Origin of the sequence: Phenylobacterium sp. (assembly GCF_036677185.1) — a bacterium.
Lineage (GTDB): Bacteria > Pseudomonadota > Alphaproteobacteria > Caulobacterales > Caulobacteraceae > Phenylobacterium.
This window is the reverse complement of record NZ_JAKFEN010000006.1, coordinates 13514-30506: the sequence shown is the minus strand read 5'-3', so window position 1 is coordinate 30506 and position 16993 is coordinate 13514. Positions and strand designations below refer to the sequence as shown.

The window sequence follows — 16993 nt, the reverse complement described above, 5'->3', positions numbered from 1 at the left end:
GATGGCCGAGCGAAAGCAAGGTGATCAAGAGACGGGCGTCAAATCGGCGGTCATCACCCAGACCAAGCCGAAGACGCAGAAGCCGTCGATGTACCGGGTATTGCTCCTGAACGACGACTATACTCCAATGGAGTTTGTCGTTTACGTACTTGAGCAGTACTTCAACAAGTCGCGCGAAGACGCGACGCGCATCATGCTGCATGTCCACCAGCACGGGGTGGGGGTTTGCGGCGTGTTCACCTACGAAGTGGCGGAAACAAAGGTGGCCCAGGTCGTTGATACCGCTCGGCGGCATCAACATCCGCTTCAGTGCACCATGGAAAAGGATTGAGGCCCAGATTGCCGTCATTCTCGCGCCATCTCGAAGAATCCCTCCACCGCGCCGTGGCGTTCGCCAACCAGCGAAAGCACGAGTACGCGACCCTCGAGCACTTGCTGCTCTCCCTCATCGACGATGAGGACGCCGCCGGCGTGATGCGCGCCTGCGACGTGGATCTCGGCGCGCTGAAGACAACCCTCACCAACTACGTGGACAACGAGCTCCGCTCCCTGGTGGTCGACGACGGGGAGGACGCCAAGCCGACCTCGTCCTTCCAGCGGGTGATCCAGCGGGCGGTGATCCACGTCCAGTCCTCGGGCCGCGAGGAGGTGACCGGCGCCAACGTGCTGGTGGCCATCTTCTCCGAGCGCGAGAGCCACGCCGCCTACTTCCTGCAAGAGCAGGACATGACCCGCTACGACGCGGTGAACTACATTGCCCACGGCATCGCCAAGAAGGCCGGCGCGGAGACCGCCAAGCCGGTCAAGGGGTCCGAAGACGAGGACAAGCCCGCGGTCAAGACCGGCGGCGAGGCGCTCGAGGCCTACTGCGTCAATCTCAACGAGAAGGCCAAGCAGGGTAAGGTCGATCCGCTGATCGGCCGGGCCAACGAGGTCGAGCGCTGCATCCAGATCCTGTGCCGGCGCACCAAGAACAACCCGCTGCTGGTGGGCGACCCCGGCGTCGGCAAGACCGCCATCGCCGAGGGCCTGGCGCGCAAGATCATCAACAACCAGGTTCCCGAGGTCCTGGCGGGCGCGACCATCTTCTCGCTCGACATGGGTTCGCTGCTGGCGGGCACGCGCTATCGCGGCGACTTCGAAGAGCGCGTGAAGCAGGTGGTCAAGGAGCTGGAGAACCACCCCGACGCCATCCTGTTCATCGACGAGATCCATACGGTGATCGGCGCGGGCGCGACCAGCGGCGGGGCCATGGACGCCTCCAACCTGCTGAAGCCGGCGCTCGCCTCCGGCACCCTGCGGTGCATGGGCTCGACGACCTACAAGGAGTTCCGTCAGCACTTCGAGAAGGACCGCGCCCTGGTCCGCCGGTTCCAGAAGATCGACGTCAATGAGCCGACGATCGAGGACACCATCAAGATCCTCAAGGGCCTGAAGACCTACTACGAGGAGTTCCACAAGCTCCGCTACACCAACGACGCCATCAAGGCGGCGGTGGAGCTGTCGGCCAAGTACATCACCGACCGCAAGCTGCCCGACAAGGCCATCGACATCATCGATGAGGCCGGGGCCGGCCAGATGCTGCTGCCCGAGGCCAAGCGGAAGAAGATCATCGGCCTGAAGGAAGTCGAGGCGGTGGTCGCCAAGATCGCCCGCATCCCGCCGAAGTCGGTCTCCAAGACCGACACCGAGGCGCTGAAGCAGCTCAACGACGACCTGAAGCGCGCGGTCTACGGCCAGGACGAGGCCATCGCCCAGCTGTCGGCAGCCATGAAGATGGCCCGCGCCGGCCTGCGCGACGCCAACAAGCCGATCGGCTGCTACCTCTTCTCGGGCCCCACCGGCACCGGCAAGACGGAAACCGCCCGCCAACTGGCCTCGACCATGGGTATCGAGCTCCTGCGCTTCGACATGAGCGAGTACATGGAGCGCCACACGGTCAGCCGCCTGATCGGCGCGCCTCCCGGCTATGTCGGGTTCGACCAGGGCGGCCTGCTCACCGACGCCGTCGACCAGCACCCCCACTCGGTCGTGCTGCTCGACGAAATCGAGAAGGCCCACCCGGACGTCTTCAACATCCTGCTGCAGGTCATGGACCACGGCGTCCTCACCGACGCCAACGGCAAGAAGGTCGACTTCCGCAACGTGGTCCTGATCATGACCACCAACGCCGGCGCCTCCGACGCCCAGCGCAACTCTATCGGCTTCGGCCGCGGCAAGCAGGACGACGAGGTCGACGAGGCCCTGAAGCGCCTGTTCACCCCGGAGTTCCGCAACCGTCTGGACGCCGTGGTGCCCTTCAAGGCGCTTACCCAGGACATCATCCGCCAGGTGGTGCAGAAGTTCGTCATGCAGCTGGAGGCTCAACTGGCCGACCGCCACGTCACGATCGAGACCACCGAGGAAGCGGCCGACTGGCTGGCCAAGAACGGCTTCGACGAGCTCTACGGCGCCCGGCCCCTGGCCCGGGTCATCCAGGAGCACATCAAGAAGCCCCTGGCCGACGAGATCCTGTTCGGCAAGCTGGTCAAGGGCGGCCACGTCAAGGTGGTGCTCAAGGACGCCAAGCTGGCCTTCGAGATCGAGGGCGACGACCGCGTCCCCGGCGCGCCCATCATCGAGGGCCCGACCGAGGAAACCGCCGAGGCCCTGGCCGACTAGGGCTTCATCTCAACTTTCGACGGGAACCCCAGGCTTCGCCTGGGGTTTTTCGTTTGTGGACTAGGCGATCTTGGCCGCGATCTGTTCGGCCAGGACCTTGAGCTCGACGGGGTCGGCCATGCCGCCCTCCCCGTGGCGGCCCAGCGCCACGCCCGTCCAACGCGGGATGATATGGAAGTGCAGGTGATAGATGGTCTGGCCCGACGCCACGCCGTTGAACTGGCTGACCATGATCCCGTCCGGATTGAGCGCCGCGCGCACCGCCCGGGTCACCCTCTGGACGCCCAGGATCAGCGAGGGCAGCACCAAAGGGTCTTCCTCCAGCAGATTGCGCGCCGTGGAATGCTTGGGAATCACCAGGGTGTGGCCCTTGGCCTGGGGGAAGACGTCCATGAACGCGAAGACCTCGCCGTCCTCGAACACCTTGGCGCAGGGCGCCTCGCCGCGCAGGATTTTCGCGAAGATGTTGCCGTCGTCATAGGTCCCGTCCAGGCTCATGATCCGCGCTCCGTGGTGCTCATGGAGCGTCGTAGCAAATCGCGCAGGGAGGCGGAATGATGGGAACGAGCGGAACAGCGGGTCCCACGAGGACCGGCCTCACCGAACGCCAGCGGAAGTGGTTCGCCTCCGTCCAGGCCAGCCTGGAGCGCGACACCGGCAAGACCCTGGACGAGTGGGTGGCCATCGCCCGGACCTGCCCGGAAACCAGGCCCAAGGCGCGCGCCGACTGGCTGCGGGAGCATCATGGATTGGGGATCAACCGCGCCTCGCATGTGCTTTCCGTCGCCTTCCCCTCCGGCGAGGGTTGGGACCAGCCGGACAAGCTGCGCGTTGCGCTCTGGACCGACCCGGCTTCGCTCAAGATCCTCGAGGCCGTGGAGGCGGCGGTGGCCGCCCTGCCCGACGTGGTGACCGGCCAGCGTAAGGGCTTCACGGCCTTTTCCCGGAAGGTTCAATTCGCCGCCGTCCGGCCGCTCAAGGGTGGGCTGGCGGTGCTGGGCCTGGCGCTGACGCCGGATGCCGATCCGCGCCTGGACCCGCCGAAGAACGAAAGCTGGTCCGAGCGGCTGAAGGCCAAGCTGGTGCTGGATTTTCCCGACCAGGTGGACGGGCGGCTGGCGGAATTGCTGAAGCAGGCCTGGGCGCGATCTTGAGCAACAACGTCAGAAAAAACTGACGGCCGCGACTATTCAAACCCTGACGACGTAAGGGGTTTCTGCTTCACACCAGCGTCAAGGCTTCGTCGCGCTTCCGTCATCGCCATTCCCTAGGCACGGCTCTCCGAAGTCAGGGGAAAGACGCGATGACCAGCCTCAAACTCATTCTGCTCGCCAGCGGCGCCGCGCTCCTGGCCGGCGCCGCGCGGGCCGACGATGCTCCGGCTCAGGTCGAGGAATTGATCGTCACCGCACAGAAGCGCGAGCAGAAGACCCTCGACGTTCCGATCGCCATCACCGCCTACAGCCGCGACAGCATGGATCGCCTCGGCATCCAGGAATTCGAGGAGCTCTCGCTCTACGTGCCAGGCTTCGAGGTCCAGAATCAGTCGCCGAACAATCCAGGCTTCGTGATGCGCGGCATCACCTCCGACTCCGGCGAGGCCACCAACGAGCCCCGGGTTTCGGTGTTCCAGGACGGCGTCTCCATCTCCAAATCCCGCGGCTCCTACATAGAGCTCTTCGATCTGGAACGGGTCGAGATCGCCAAGGGCCCGCAATCCACCCTCTATGGCCGCGGCGCCCTGATCGGCGCGGTGAACCTGGTCCAGGCCAAGGCTGATCCCACCGGCTGGCAGGCCGCCTCCAAGGCCGAGGCCGGCAACCACGGCTACGCCATGTTCGAAGGCATGCTGAACATGCCGGTGAGCGACACCTTCGCGATCCGCGTCGCCGGACGCCTGAAGAAGCGCGACGGCTTCGTCGAGAACCTGCTGGGCGGAGAGGACTTCAACTCCACCGACACCGTCGCCGGCCGCGTGGTGCTGAACTGGCGCCCCACCGAGAAACTGAAAGCCGACCTGATCGTCAACTACGAGCGTGACCGGCCCAGCGGCACCTCATTCAAGTCGCTCACCTATGCGCCCACCGATCCCACCACGGGGGCAGTGATCGGTGACGTCGGCCGCAATTCCGGCGCGGCGCTCTCGACGTCGGATGGCTTCCAGGGCGGCAAGGATCTGGGTCTCGACCGCACCGTCTGGGGCGCGACGGCGCTGGTGGACTACACGATCAGCGACGTGCTGAGCCTATCCTCGATCACGGCCTATCGCGAGTTCGACAGCCTGGAGATCTTCGACGCCGACGGGTTCTCCCTGCCGCTGTTCGTCTTCGCGGAGGACGCCCAGGGCAAGCAGAGCAGCCAGGAGTTGCGGCTGAACTACGACGGCGGCGCCCGGCTGACCGCCTTCGCCGGCGTCAGCTATTTCCACGAAGATGGGTTCCAGCGGGTGCCGCTGCAGTTCAACGAGAAAATCTACGCCCTGCATGCGTCCGGCGCGATGCCGAAGCCGAAGGGCCTCTCCCTGCCCACCGTGACCGCCCTGGCCCCCGCCGCGCTCAAGTCCGTCCACCGTGAGACCTACGCCAACTACGGTGAGACCACCGCCTATGACGTTTTCGCCGACGCCACCTACAAGCTAACCGACCAGATCGAACTGACGGGCGGTATCCGCTACAGCCAGGAGGACAAGACCAGCGGCTACGGCGCCCGGTTGGAGAACGGCGGCTCGGTCCTCGCGGGCTCGACGCCGGCCTTGGCGCGCGGCCTCTTCCTCCAGCCAACGGCCGGGGGGGTTCCGGAATACAAGGACCTTTCGGACTCCGGCCTCACCTATCGCGTGGTCGGCCGCTACGCGGTCAGCGAGCAGCTCAGCCTCTACGCCTCCTACGCCCGCGGCCGGCGCCCGAAGGTCCTGACCGTCGGCGCCCCGACGACACCCGGCGGACGGGTGCGATTCAGCGAGCTTCCGGCCGAGAAGGTCGACTCGTACGAGGCCGGCGCCAAGAGTGAACTGTTCGAACGCCGCCTGACCCTGGAAGGGTCCGTCTACCACTACAGTTACGACAACTTCCAAACCTCGGTCCTGAACGCCGCCGGCCAGATCGTCGCGGCCAACGCTGGCGAGGCGGCCGCCACGGGTTTTGAGGGCCAGGCGAATTTCCGCCCGACCACCAATGTCGAGGTCTTCGGCACCTATGCTTACAACCACGCGCGGTTTGGCAACGGCATCTTCAAGGACAACAGCTTTCGCCTTTCGCCCGACCACTCGTTCTCGCTAGGCGCGCGGTTCATGGCGCAGGTCGCGGGGGGCACGCTGGCCTTCATCCCGACCTATACCTGGCAGAGCAAGATCTTCTTCGAGGCCAACAACGACATCCCGGCATTGCAGACCAACGACCTCGTCCAGGATGAGTTGCAGGAGAGCTACGGCCTGGCGAACCTGCGGGTCACCTACAAGCCCGCCACCGGGCCGTGGCAGGTGGAAGTCTTCGCCACCAACCTGTTGGACGAGGACTACATCAAGGACGCCGGAAATACCGGCGGCGCCTTCGGCATCCCGACCTTCATCGCCGGCGAGCCTCGCTATTACGGCGCCTCGTTCTCCATCCGCTACTGAGCCGAGCCAGACCCATGTCGTTCAACAGACGTACGGCGCTCACCTGGCTCGGGCTCGGGATCAACGCCGCGGCCTCTCCCGCCTTGGCCCAGCAGGCCAAGGGCGTCACCTTCGGTCATGGTGTCGCCTCCGGCGATCCCCTGGCGGACCGACTGATCATCTGGACGCGGGTGACGCCGCCGACGGGTGCGGCCGCGACGATTCCCGTGGCCTGGACAGTGGCCGACAGCCCTGACTTCAAGATGGTGGTGGCCCGGGGCGAGGCCCAGGCCGGACCCGCCCGCGACTTCACCGTCAAGGTCGATGTGGCCGGCCTCAAGCCCGGCAAGGACTACTGGTTCAGGTTCACGGCCGGAGACGCATCCTCGCCCACGGGCCGCAGCCGCACCCTGCCGGCTGGCGGCGCAAAGGACGTGGTCCTGGCGGTGGTTTCCTGCTCGCTCTTTCCGGCCGGCTACTTCAACGCTTATGACGCCGTGGCCAAGCTGGACCGCGTGGACGCCGTCGTGCATCTCGGCGACTACATCTACGAGTACGGCGCGGGCCCCGACGACTACGGCACGGCCGACGCCGCCAGGATGGGCCGGCAATTGGAGCCCCGGCACGAGATCCTATCCCTCGACGACTATCGACTGCGCCACGCCACCTACAAGACCGACGTCCACCTCCAGGCCGCCCATGCCCGAGCGCCGTGGATCTGCGTCTGGGATGACCACGAGACCGCAAATGATAGCTGGCTCGGTGGGGCGGAGAACCATACGCCCGGCGCGGAGGCGGACTGGGAAGGCCGCAAGGCCAACGCTCTGCGAGCTTATTATGAATGGATGCCCCTGCGCGAGCCCGCGCCCGGCGGCCTTGCCGCGGCGATCAACCGGACGTTTCGATTCGGCGACGTGGCCGAATTGATCATGGTCGAGAGCCGCCTGACGGCCCGCACACGGCAGATGGACTATGCCGAGGTCCCCATGACGACGCAGAACGGCCGACAGATACCGGATCTCGCCGCCTTCATGAAGGAGCGCGCCGATCCCGGCCGCCAGGTGCTTGGCCCCGCCCAGGAGGCGTGGCTGGCCAAGACGCTGGAAGCGTCGACGGCCGCCGGCTGCGCCTGGCAGGTCCTGGGCAACCAGGTGGTCATGGGCCAGGTGAAAGGTCCGGACCTGAAGGCCGCCCTGCCTGCGGCCGACTGGGCCGCCATGTTGGCCGATCTGCCGGAGCGGGTTCGCCCCCGCCTAGAAGCGATGGCGGCGCTCTTCGCCCACGGCGTGCCATTCAACCTGGACGCCTGGGACGGCTATCCGCAGGCGCGTGAGCGGGTCTACCGGATGATCAAGGCGGCAAAGGCCCAGGCCATCGTCTTGGCCGGCGACAGCCACGCCTTCTGGGTGAACGAACTGCATGATGCGGCGGGCGACCGCGTGGCCGTGGAGTTCGGAACCACGGCGGTCACCAGTCCCGGCTGGGGCGATTTCCTGGCCAAGCAGGACATGGGCAAGATCTTCGCCGATCAGAACAAGGAGGTGGTCTATTCCCACCAATCGGCCAAGGGCTTCACCCTACTGACCCTGACGCCGGCGGAGGCGCACGCCGAGCTGATCGCGGTCTCGACCGTCACCGACCTGGCCTACGAGACCAAGACCCTGAAGCACTACAGGGTGTCCCGGCGATTTGGCGCCGGCGTGCGGGAGTCCTGATCGATCACTCCTGCCGGAACGGCGAGTACTCCTCCGCCAGCCACTCCATCTCCCCGCCCACGGCCTCGCGTTCGCGGCGGACGAAGTCCTCCACGGGCCCGCGCAGCATGGGGTCGGCGATGTAGTGGGCGGAATAGACGGGGCTGGGCAGGTAGCCACGGGCGATCTTGTGCTGGCCCTGGGCGCCAGCCTCGACGCGGGCCAGGCCGTGGTCGATGGCCCACTCGATAGCTTGATAGTAGCAGAGCTCGAAATGCAGGAAGGGCACATCCTCGACGCAGCCCCAGTTGCGTCCATAGAGGCAGTCGCCACCGATCAGGTTGAGCGCCCCGGCGATCCAACGCCCGTCGCGCCGCGCCATGACGAGGAGCACCCGGTCAGCCATCCGCTCGCCCAACAGGGAGAAGAACAGCCGATTGAGATAGGGCCGGCCCCACTTGCGCGAGCCGGTGTCCATGTAGAAGGCGAAAAAGGCGTCCCAGTGGTCCTCGGTGATCTCCGCGCCGTTGAGCGCCAGGATCTCCACCTCCGCCTGGGCGTCGCGGCGCTCGCGGCGGATGGTCTTGCGCCGGCCTGACGACAGGGCGCCCAGGAAGCCCTCGAAGTCGGCGTAGCCGCGGTTCTCCCAGTGGTACTGCTGGCCCTGGCGCAGGGAGAGCCCCTGCCCGGCCATCCACTCGGCCTCGGCCTTGGTCGGGAAGTTCACATGCAAGGACGAGGCGTCGTAGCGCTCGCAAAGCGCCAGGGCGCCGCCCAGCAGGATCGGCCAGGCCTGCAGCGGATCCACGTCCGGCCGCACCAGCAGCCTGGGCCCCGTGGCCGGGGTGAACGGCGCGGCCGAAACCAGCTTGGGATAGTAGCGTCCGCCGGCCCGCTCATAGGCGTCGGCCCAGGCGTGGTCGAAGACATATTCGCCCTGGCTGTGGGACTTCAGATAGAGCGGCATGACCGCGGCGACCTTGCCCGCCTCGTCCTCCACCGATAGGTGGTGCGGCCCCCAGCCGGCGCGCTCCAGGGCGCAGCCGGACTCCTCGGCGATGTCGAGGAAGTCGAAGGCCATGAAGGGATTGGCGCCGTAGGCCGGGTTCGCGGCGCAGGCCTCCCACGACTCGCGCCCGATCTCCGCGATCCGGCGGCCGACCTTCACCGCCGCCTTCAGGCTCACGCGGCGAAACCCTCGAAGATCAGGTTGTCGCAATGGGGCCTGATGGCCTCCCACTGGGCCGGATCACGCACCGTCCAGGCCACCACAGGCATGCCCTTGTCGCGGAAAGCCCCGGCGCGGGGATCGTCGACCATGTCGAGGCTGAGCGCCAGGAAGTGCGGCCGGGCGATGGCCACGTGCTCCAGCCGGGCGAAGGCCGCGCGCTGTTCCTCGGCCAGATGCGGCGCGCGCTTGTAGTTGTAGCTGTCCAAGCCACGCAGCAGACCCGGAAACCGGTCGGCGAACCAGGCATGGGAATAGGGATTGAACCCGATCACGCAGACCGGGCCCGCGTGGTCGATCAGGATGTCATGCACCCGCTGCTCCAGCGGGCCGACCTCGCCGAACGGAGTCTTCAGCTCCACATGCACCATGGCCCGCTGGCCGACGATGGCCAGGGTGTCCATCAGGGTCGGGATCGGCTCGTCCGTGCCCATGAGGCGCAGCTCCGCGAGGTCGGCGGCGGTGCGGTCGCGCAGGCGGCCCTTGACCCCGGTCATCCGCTCCAGGTCCTCGTCGTGGAAGACCATGGCCTCGCCGTCCGCCGAGAGCTGGACGTCCAGCTCGATGCCGTAGCCGGCCTTGCAGGCCGCCTGGAAAGCGCCCAGCGAGTTCTCCGGCGCGCCGTCCTTGGCCCAGAGGCCGCGATGGGCCACCGGCGGGTGGAACAGGAAGTCCCAGGCCTCGCCGAACTGGGTGTTCACGCGACCTCCACCACCGCGTCGACCTCGACGGCGAAGTTCATCGGCAGGCGGTAGACGCCGACGGCGGAGCGGGCGTGCTTGCCGGCGTCGCCGAAGGCCACGACCATCACGTCGGAACAGCCGTTCACCACCTGCGGGATCTCGAAGAATTTGGGGCCGGCCTGGACGAAGCCGCCCAGCTTGACCACCCGCACCACCCGGTCGAGGTCGCCGTCGCAGGCGGCCTTCATCTGGGCCAGCAGGTTGATCCCGCAGAGCCGCGCGGCGGCCTTGGCGGTCTCGGCGTCCACGTCCTCGCCCACGATCCCGCGCACGCCGCCCGAGGCGTCGACCGAGACCTGGCCCGAGATGTGGACGATGGAACCTGCCCGGACGAACGGCACATAGTTGGCGACCGGGGGATTGGGCTGCGGCAGGACGATGCCGGCGGCGGCGAGGCGTGCTTCGACTTGGGACATGGGTGAAGGTCTAGCGCCCGGCCCCGCCCCCGAAAAGAGAAAAGGCCCACGCCGTTTCCGGCGTGGGCCTCTTCAGGGTCAGCCGCGCTAGTACGCAGCGCGGCTGGGGGAGACTCTGGATCTTAGCGGGCGGCTTGCAGGCGCTCGACGGCGGCGGTGACGCGCTCGTTCAGCGGCTTCATGCTGTCCTTCACCGAGGCCGAGACGATCTCGGACATCTTGCCCACTTCGGCCATGTAGGCTTCGAGAGCCGTCTTGGCGAAGGAGGTTTGCAGCTCGACCACTTCCTGGATGGACTTGGCGCCCGACAGCGACTTGGCGGCGGCCACCTGGTCTTCCACGGCCTTCTTGGAATAGGCCATGGCCTGGGCGCCCAGGGCTTCAGCGCCCTTGGTCGAGGCGGTCACCGAGGCGATGACGGCTTCCAGGTTCTTCTTGGAATGGGCGTTGACTTCGTTCAGCGAAGCCAGTGACTTCTCGACGGCGTCCTTGAACGCGACGTTGCCGGCGGTGGTGAACTGCTCGACGGTGTTCTTGACGGTTTCGGCGGCGGCCATGGGATGTTCTCCTGAGGTCGGTTGTGGGGGCGGCGGACGCCGCAATGCAAACTTGGCAGTGAGACTGCTTTGAACTCGCAGCCTATTTCTCATGTTGCAGTGCAGCAGTCAAGAGCTTTTGTGCAGTGCAGCATCGCCTCCTGCGCGAGCGATCACGGCAGTGTTGATCGGCAAAACCGCGACAAAAGGGCTCGTTCAACGCTTGTTTACCCTCGCGCAAGGTCCACGCTGTCATGCTAGGGTTCTTGTAAGGCGGCCGGGGGGTCGCCCAACCCTTTGATTCGACGGACGAACCGCCCATGTTCGAGCGCGCCCGCCGCCTGTTTGTCGCCCTTGGTCTCGCGGTCACCACCGCGTTCGCGCCCTTGGCCACGACCGCGCAGGCTCAAATCCCCTACCTGTCGATGCCCGCCAGCCAGCCGAAGTACGCGGCGGTGGTGGTCGACGCCAAGACCGGGGAGGTGTTGTACGCCAAACGCGCGGACAGCCCGCGGTATCCCGCCTCGATCACAAAAGTGATGACGCTCTACCTGGCCTTCGAAGCCCTGGCCTCGGGCCGGCTGAAGCTGGACGACCCCGTCATGATCTCGCCGCGCGCCGCGGCCCAGGCGCCGACCAAGCTCGGCCTCCCCGCCGGCCAGACCCTGACCGTCGAAGAAGCCATGTCGGCCATGGCCACCAAGTCGGCCAACGACGTCGCCGTTGCCCTGGCCGAAAAGCTGGGCGGCTCGGAAGCCCGCTTCGCCGCCATGATGACCCTGCGCGCCCAGGAGCTGGGCATGCAGAACACCCGCTTCGTCAACGCCTCGGGCCTGCCCGACAGCCGCCAGATCTCGACCGCCCGCGACATCGCCATCCTGTCGCGCGCCGTGATGCGCGACTATCCGCAGTACTATGGCCTGTTCAGCACCAGGTCGTTCAGCTTCCGCGGCACGTCGATGCGCAACCATAACGGCATGCTCAACACCATGCCGGGCGTGGATGGGATCAAGACCGGCTACACCAACGCCTCGGGCTTCAACATCGCGGTCTCGGCGGTGCGCAACAACCGCCGCCTGATCACCGTGGTCCTGGGCGCCCCGTCCACCGCTTGGCGCAACAACAACGCCACCCAGCTGCTGACCACCGGCTTCGACGTCATGGCCCGGCGCGACCGCGGCGAGAACATCACCGTGGCGCAGAACTATTTCGAGCCGCCGCCGCTCGGTCAGGCCATGCAGCGCAGCATCGAGCAGGGCGACAACGACACCGAAGGCGCGAAGATCATGCTCGCCTCGGCCGCGTCCAGCACCTCGGCCTCCAAGGTCAAGATCGTCGAGCCGTCCAAGAGCGCCCTGCGCGACGGCAAGAAGGACGATGACAAGAAGGCCTCCAAGAAGTCGGGCAAGTGGGCCGTCCAGGTCGGCGCCTTCAAATCCAAGTCCGACGCCAAGGAACAGCTGACCTTCGTCACCAAGCGCTTTGGCAAGATCTTCGGCGACGCCGACGGCTCGGTCGGCAAGGGCGGCGGCAAGTACCAGGCCCGCTTCACCGGCTTCAACGAATCGGCCGCCAAGGGCGCCTGCCAGGCCCTGAAGGCCAAGCGCCTGGCCTGCATGGTCGTCCGGCCCGCCTAGGGCCTATTTCTTCAGGAGCCTGTCCCGCGCGGCGTTGAGCTGCGCGGCCAGGCCGCTGGTGCCGCCCTTGTCGGGGTGGGCCATGCGCATCAGCCGCGTATAGGCCGCCTGGATTTCCGCGGTCGAGGCGTCGGGCGTCACACCCAGGATCGCGCGCGCCTCCGAATCGCTGAGCTTGCCCGAGAGTGAGGGGACGCCCAGGCCCGTGCGGCGGGTGGAGACGGCCAGCCACAGGCCCATGACCACCAGCACGATCGACTTGCCCCAACCGCCGCGCACGCCGACATAGGCGGCCGCGGCGAAGCAGGCGAGCGCCAGCGCAGCGGCCAGGAACCGCCACTCCCGCCGTTTCAGGACCGGTTTCCCCCGGCTGGCCCAGATGAACAGCGCCAGGGCCGCGCAGCCGACGGCGACATAGATCATCCTATTGGGCGGCCAAAAGCTCGCCGCCCGAAGCCAGCCCCAGGGAGCCCATCAGGGCGCGCAGCTCCTGGCGCGCGGCCACATGCTGCAGCGACATGGCCACCGGACGGATGGTCGGCGACAGGTCGGCGATGGTCAGGCCGAACGGGAACAGCTCGCGATAGATCACCCGGTCGCGCAGGCCGGGACCGACGCGGAAGCCGACGCGGCGCGACAGGGCCTGGACCCGTTCGTCCAGGCGCTTGCGGTTGCGCGCCTCGGTGGGCGCCAGGCGGTTGCGCAGCACCACCCAGTCGATGGACTTGCCGCTGGCGGCGGCCTTGACCTTGCGGCTGTTCCAGACGGTCTCGGAATAGAGGCTGGGGCGCTTCAGATCGAGGGTCACCGGATCGACGATGCCCAGCATGTCGAAGTCCACGAAGCTGTCGTTCATCGGGGTGACGATCAGGTCGGCCAGGCCGTGGGCGGCGCGGCTGATCGCCGTGTCGCCGCCGGGGGTGTCGATGAGCACATAGTCGGCCAGGTTCGACACCTTTTCGAACGCGTCCTCGAAGTGGGCCATGGCCTCGGCGTCGGGGGCGCGGGCCAGTTCGGCGGCCAGGTGGTGCTCGACCGGCATCGGCGCGCTGACGCCGTTGGCCGCCAACCAGGCGGCGCGGTGGGCGAAGAAGTGGCCCATGGACTGCTGGCGCAGGTCCAAATCCAGGATCGCCACGCGACCCCCGCCATGCAGCAGCCCCGTCGCGAGATGGATGGCGATGGTGGACTTGCCCGCCCCGCCCTTCTCGTTGCCGACGACGATCACCTTGGCCTGCGCCATCGAACCCCAGCTCCAGTTGATTCTAGAGGTTAACAGGAGCCCCAGGCCCGATGCGGCGTCAACGCGCTGTTGGTCGCGGGCTGTGGATGGAATGGACGTTCGTGGCCCAACGAGCCATAAGCCGCCTCGCCCGTCGCCCCGGAGTCACCGAATGACCGCCATCGCCACCGTCCGAACCGTCGCCGACCTGCGCGCCGCCGTGGCCGCCTGGAAGCGGTCGGGCGAGCGGGTGGCCATGGTCCCGACCATGGGCGCCCTGCATGAAGGCCACCTGTCGCTGGTGGCCCTGGCCAAGACCCGGGCCGAGCGGGTGGTGGCCTCGATCTTCGTCAATCCCACCCAGTTCGGCCCGAATGAGGACTTCGACGCCTATCCCCGCGGCGAGGCCCGCGACGCCGAGCTGCTGGCCGGGGCCGGCTGCGACCTGCTGTTCGCTCCCACGGTGGCGCAGATGTACGCCCCGGGCTTCTCCACCCGGATCGAGGTGACTGGCGTCTCCGAGCCTCTGGACGGCGCGGCCCGGCCCGGCCATTTCGGCGGCGTCGCCCTCATCGTCGCCAAGCTGCTGATCCAGTGCGGTCCCGACGTGGCCGTGTTCGGCGAGAAGGACTACCAGCAGCTCCAGGTCATCAAGCGCCTGGTGGCCGATCTGGACATCCCGGTCGAGGTGGTCGGCGCGCCGACGGCCCGCGCCGGCGACGGCCTGGCGCTGTCCTCCCGCAACGCCTACCTGACTCCGGCCGAGCGCGAGATCGCCCCGGCCCTGGCCGCCGCGCTCAAGGAAGCCGGCCGCCGCCTGAGGGCCGGCGAGAGCGTCGAGCGGGTCGAGGCCACGGGCCTGGCGGCCCTGGAACGCGCCGGCTTCCGGAAGATCGACTATTTCGAGGTCCGCCACCCCGCCGACCTCAGCCGCCTGGGACCCGGCCCCATCGAGGGCGACGCCCGCATCCTGGCCGCCGCCCACCTGGGCAAGACCCGTCTGATCGATAATATGGAAGCCTAGCCAAAGTGACTGTTGAGGTTGGGATGCGGACGCACGGCGCAAACGAAGTTAGGTCCAAGCCATGAACGCTCGCCACACCAAGCTTCTCGCACTTGTCCTAGTTGGCTCGTGCGTATCGGGTCCTGCGCTGGCGTGTAGCTGCATCCCTCGGGATAGCGCCCGCGCGCAGCTCGCCAATGCCGACGTGATGTTTCTTGGCCGGGCTGCGGAAACGCGGCGGACAGGGCGGCCGCCGGGCAGCGACGAAATGGTTACGCGGTTTACGGTGCAGCGCACGATAAAGGGGACCTCGGTAGGCGCGAGGGAAGTAGCGCATGACGTTGAGTCTGCAGCTTGCGGCCTGACATTTCAGCCGGGCCAGAGCTACGCAGTGATGGCCAGGAGCAATTCAGCCGGGCTAACGACCAGTCTATGCATGCTGCCGAGGTTTCCTATTTCGGACTATGACCGCGCCGTGAAGCGCGGCCGTTAGCGCCATGCCTGCCTCGTTTCGGTAGTCCTTGAGCAAGACCCGGCTGATCGACAACCTGGCCGTTGGCTGACGGCGTTCGTTTTTCTCAGCGCGGTCAAAAAGTCGCGCTAACGTGGCGGTCCCACGGGAGCGACCGTCATGTCCGCCACGCCCTCCTCCGACACCATGGTCGACGCCGTCGTCGTCGGCGCCGGCTTCTCCGGCCTCTACATGCTGCACAGGTTGCGGGAGCTCGGCTTGTCGGCGCGGCTGTTCGAGGCCGCCAGCGGGGTCGGCGGCACCTGGTGGTGGAATCGCTATCCCGGCGCCCGGGTCGATATCGAGAGCATGGAGTATTCCTACTCCTTCTCCGAGGCGCTGGAGGCGGAATGGGAGTGGTCCGAACGCTACGCCACCCAGCCCGAGCTGCTGGCCTATCTCGACCATGTGGCCGAGCGGTTCGACTTGAAGCGCGACATCCAGTTCGACACCCGCGTGACCGCCGCGACCTTCGACGAGACCGCCAACCGCTGGCTGGTGGAAACCGATAGAGGCGACCGGGTCTCGGCCCGGTACTGCGTCATGGCCACCGGCTGCCTGTCTGTGGCCAATATCCCGGACTTCCCCGGCCTGAAGAGCTTCAAGGGCAAGACCTATCAGACCGGCCACTGGCCGCACGGAGGCGTCGATTTCACCGGACAGCGGGTGGGGGTGATCGGCACCGGGTCCTCAGCCATCCAGTCGATCCCACGGATCGCCGAGCAGGCGGCCCACCTGTACGTCTTCCAGCGGACGCCGAACTTCAGCGTTCCCGCCCACAACGGCCCCTTCGATCCCGCCTTCCTCGCCGACTGGAAGGCCAACCGCGCCCAATATCGCAAGGAGGGCCGCGAGAACGGCTTCGGCATCCGGGCCCTGGACTCCTCCGAGCAGCTGGCCGTGGACACCCCGCCCGAGGCACGCCGGCGGATCTATGAGGACCGCTGGGCGCGTGGCGGGTTCAGCTTGGTGGGCGCCTTCGCCGACCTGATCTTCGATCCCGCGGCCAACGCCACGGCCGCCGAGTTCGTGGGCTCCAAGATCCGCGAGATCGTCAAGGACCCGCAGGTGGCCGAGACCCTGTTCCCCAAGTCCTATCCGATCGCCACCAAGCGCCTCTGCGTCGACACCGACTACTACGCCACCTTCAACCGCGACAACGTCACCCTGGTGGACGTGGCCGCCGCCCCGATCGAAGCGATCACCCCCACCGGCCTGCGGACGACGGAGGCCGAGTACGAACTCGACTCCATCGTGTTCGCTATCGGTTTCGACGCCATGACCGGCGCGCTCAACAGCATCGACATCCGCGGGCGCGGCGGCGTGGCGCTGAAGGACCGCTGGGCCGAGGGCCCCCGCACCTATCTGGGCCTGATGGTCGCGGGCTTCCCGAACCTGTTCATTGTCACCGGACCTGGCAGCCCCTCGGTGCTGTGCAACATGGCGGTGGCCATCGAACAGCATGTTGGCTGGATCGCCGATTGCATCGCCCATCTGAGCGGAGGCCAGCTCGCCGCCATCGAGGCCACGGACGACGCCCAGGACGCCTGGGTCGCCCACGTCAACGAGGTGGCGGAGATGACTCTCTATCCCCTGGCCAACTCCTGGTACATCGGGGCCAACGTCCCCGGAAAGCCGCATGTCTTCATGCCCTATATCGGCGGCTTCCCGGCCTATCGCGAGAAGTGCGAACAGGTCGCCGCCGGCGGCTACGAGGGCTTCACCCTGTCTTCGGCGGCGTCCTAGT

15 protein-coding genes are annotated in these 16993 nt (G+C 67.1%); 8 read left to right on the top strand and 7 right to left on the bottom strand.

Annotated features, from left to right (window positions below; translation table 11 throughout):
• The first annotated feature begins 1 nt into the window (after nucleotide 1).
• Together clpS and clpA are read left to right on the top strand one after the other, a co-directional pair.
• Nucleotides 2–331, top strand: coding sequence for an ATP-dependent Clp protease adapter ClpS (gene clpS, locus V6M51_RS00365; protein ID WP_305761908.1), 330 nt, complete (start codon nucleotides 2–4; stop codon nucleotides 329–331).
• 8 nt (nucleotides 332–339) lie between these two features.
• A complete protein-coding gene (gene clpA / locus V6M51_RS00360; protein WP_332763656.1) occupies nucleotides 340–2661 on the top strand; it encodes an ATP-dependent Clp protease ATP-binding subunit ClpA in 2322 nt (773 codons plus the stop codon).
• A gap of 60 nt (nucleotides 2662–2721) precedes the next feature.
• Here clpA and V6M51_RS00355 read toward each other — a convergent pair whose 3' ends face one another.
• Complete coding sequence (locus V6M51_RS00355) at nucleotides 2722–3159, bottom strand: HIT family protein (protein ID WP_332763654.1); 438 nt, start codon at nucleotides 3157–3159, stop codon at nucleotides 2722–2724.
• A gap of 59 nt (nucleotides 3160–3218) precedes the next feature.
• On the opposite strand from V6M51_RS00355, the gene V6M51_RS00350 reads away from it, so the two are divergent.
• The 3 genes from V6M51_RS00350 (at nucleotide 3219) to V6M51_RS00340 (ending at nucleotide 7971) form a co-directional block, all read left to right on the top strand.
• Nucleotides 3219–3815 carry a DUF4287 domain-containing protein gene (locus V6M51_RS00350; RefSeq protein WP_332763652.1) on the top strand — a complete coding sequence of 199 codons (597 nt, stop codon included), beginning with the start codon at nucleotides 3219–3221 and terminating at the stop codon, nucleotides 3813–3815.
• Nucleotides 3816–3964: 149 nt separating this feature from the next.
• Nucleotides 3965–6277 (top strand): TonB-dependent receptor, encoded by a 2313-nt coding sequence (locus V6M51_RS00345; protein WP_332763651.1) that lies wholly within the window; start codon nucleotides 3965–3967, stop codon nucleotides 6275–6277.
• 14 nt (nucleotides 6278–6291) lie between these two features.
• Nucleotides 6292–7971, top strand: coding sequence for an alkaline phosphatase D family protein (locus tag V6M51_RS00340; protein ID WP_332763650.1), 1680 nt, complete (start codon nucleotides 6292–6294; stop codon nucleotides 7969–7971).
• A gap of 4 nt (nucleotides 7972–7975) precedes the next feature.
• Here V6M51_RS00340 and V6M51_RS00335 read toward each other — a convergent pair whose 3' ends face one another.
• From V6M51_RS00335 to V6M51_RS00320, 4 genes are all read right to left on the bottom strand, one after another.
• The gene (locus V6M51_RS00335) at nucleotides 7976–9136 is read right to left on the bottom strand and encodes a GNAT family N-acetyltransferase (RefSeq protein WP_332763649.1); all 1161 of its coding nucleotides are present in this window, start codon (nucleotides 9134–9136) and stop codon (nucleotides 7976–7978) included.
• A complete protein-coding gene (locus V6M51_RS00330; RefSeq protein ID WP_332763648.1) occupies nucleotides 9133–9879 on the bottom strand; it encodes a glycerophosphodiester phosphodiesterase in 747 nt (248 codons plus the stop codon). The genes V6M51_RS00335 and V6M51_RS00330 overlap by 4 nt, the downstream gene beginning before the upstream one ends.
• Nucleotides 9876–10337: a RidA family protein gene (locus tag V6M51_RS00325; RefSeq protein WP_332763647.1), complete on the bottom strand. Its 462-nt coding sequence runs from the start codon at nucleotides 10335–10337 to the stop codon at nucleotides 9876–9878. Before V6M51_RS00325 ends, V6M51_RS00330 begins: the two co-directional genes overlap by 4 nt.
• 122 nt (nucleotides 10338–10459) lie before the next feature.
• Nucleotides 10460–10894, bottom strand: coding sequence for a phasin family protein (locus V6M51_RS00320; protein WP_305675551.1), 435 nt, complete (start codon nucleotides 10892–10894; stop codon nucleotides 10460–10462).
• A 299-nt stretch (nucleotides 10895–11193) separates the two neighbouring features.
• On the opposite strand from V6M51_RS00320, the gene V6M51_RS00315 reads away from it, so the two are divergent.
• A complete protein-coding gene (locus tag V6M51_RS00315) occupies nucleotides 11194–12510 on the top strand; it encodes a D-alanyl-D-alanine carboxypeptidase (protein WP_332763646.1) in 1317 nt (438 codons plus the stop codon).
• Between the two features lie 3 nt (nucleotides 12511–12513).
• Here V6M51_RS00315 and V6M51_RS00310 read toward each other — a convergent pair whose 3' ends face one another.
• Nucleotides 12514–12933 carry a J domain-containing protein gene (locus V6M51_RS00310; protein ID WP_332763644.1) on the bottom strand — a complete coding sequence of 140 codons (420 nt, stop codon included), beginning with the start codon at nucleotides 12931–12933 and terminating at the stop codon, nucleotides 12514–12516.
• Between the two features lies 1 nt (nucleotide 12934).
• Nucleotides 12935–13753, bottom strand: a complete 819-nt coding sequence (locus V6M51_RS00305; RefSeq protein ID WP_332763642.1) for a division plane positioning ATPase MipZ — start codon at nucleotides 13751–13753, stop codon at nucleotides 12935–12937.
• 151 nt (nucleotides 13754–13904) lie between these two features.
• Between V6M51_RS00305 and panC the strand changes: the two genes are divergently transcribed.
• Both panC and V6M51_RS00295 read left to right on the top strand, forming a co-directional pair.
• Nucleotides 13905–14756 carry a pantoate--beta-alanine ligase gene (panC, locus tag V6M51_RS00300; protein ID WP_332763640.1) on the top strand — a complete coding sequence of 284 codons (852 nt, stop codon included), beginning with the start codon at nucleotides 13905–13907 and terminating at the stop codon, nucleotides 14754–14756.
• A 610-nt stretch (nucleotides 14757–15366) separates the two neighbouring features.
• Nucleotides 15367–16992 carry a flavin-containing monooxygenase gene (locus tag V6M51_RS00295; protein ID WP_332763638.1) on the top strand — a complete coding sequence of 542 codons (1626 nt, stop codon included), beginning with the start codon at nucleotides 15367–15369 and terminating at the stop codon, nucleotides 16990–16992.
• The last annotated feature ends 1 nt before the right edge of the window (nucleotide 16993 follow it).

What these genes read in the sequence shown, in the direction of transcription:
- panC (WP_332763640.1), top strand. Translation starts at nt 13,905, where the DNA reads ATGACCGCCATCGCCACCGTCCGAACCGTCGCCGACCTGCGCGCCGCC.
- V6M51_RS00355 (WP_332763654.1), bottom strand. Translation starts at nt 3,159, where the DNA reads ATGAGCCTGGACGGGACCTATGACGACGGCAACATCTTCGCGAAAATC.
- V6M51_RS00295 (WP_332763638.1), top strand. Translation starts at nt 15,367, where the DNA reads ATGTCCGCCACGCCCTCCTCCGACACCATGGTCGACGCCGTCGTCGTC.
- clpS (WP_305761908.1), top strand. Translation starts at nt 2, where the DNA reads ATGGCCGAGCGAAAGCAAGGTGATCAAGAGACGGGCGTCAAATCGGCG.
- V6M51_RS00320 (WP_305675551.1), bottom strand. Translation starts at nt 10,894, where the DNA reads ATGGCCGCCGCCGAAACCGTCAAGAACACCGTCGAGCAGTTCACCACC.
- V6M51_RS00345 (WP_332763651.1), top strand. Translation starts at nt 3,965, where the DNA reads ATGACCAGCCTCAAACTCATTCTGCTCGCCAGCGGCGCCGCGCTCCTG.
- V6M51_RS00315 (WP_332763646.1), top strand. Translation starts at nt 11,194, where the DNA reads ATGTTCGAGCGCGCCCGCCGCCTGTTTGTCGCCCTTGGTCTCGCGGTC.
- V6M51_RS00350 (WP_332763652.1), top strand. Translation starts at nt 3,219, where the DNA reads ATGGGAACGAGCGGAACAGCGGGTCCCACGAGGACCGGCCTCACCGAA.
- V6M51_RS00310 (WP_332763644.1), bottom strand. Translation starts at nt 12,933, where the DNA reads ATGATCTATGTCGCCGTCGGCTGCGCGGCCCTGGCGCTGTTCATCTGG.
- V6M51_RS00325 (WP_332763647.1), bottom strand. Translation starts at nt 10,337, where the DNA reads ATGTCCCAAGTCGAAGCACGCCTCGCCGCCGCCGGCATCGTCCTGCCG.
- V6M51_RS00305 (WP_332763642.1), bottom strand. Translation starts at nt 13,753, where the DNA reads ATGGCGCAGGCCAAGGTGATCGTCGTCGGCAACGAGAAGGGCGGGGCG.
- V6M51_RS00340 (WP_332763650.1), top strand. Translation starts at nt 6,292, where the DNA reads ATGTCGTTCAACAGACGTACGGCGCTCACCTGGCTCGGGCTCGGGATC.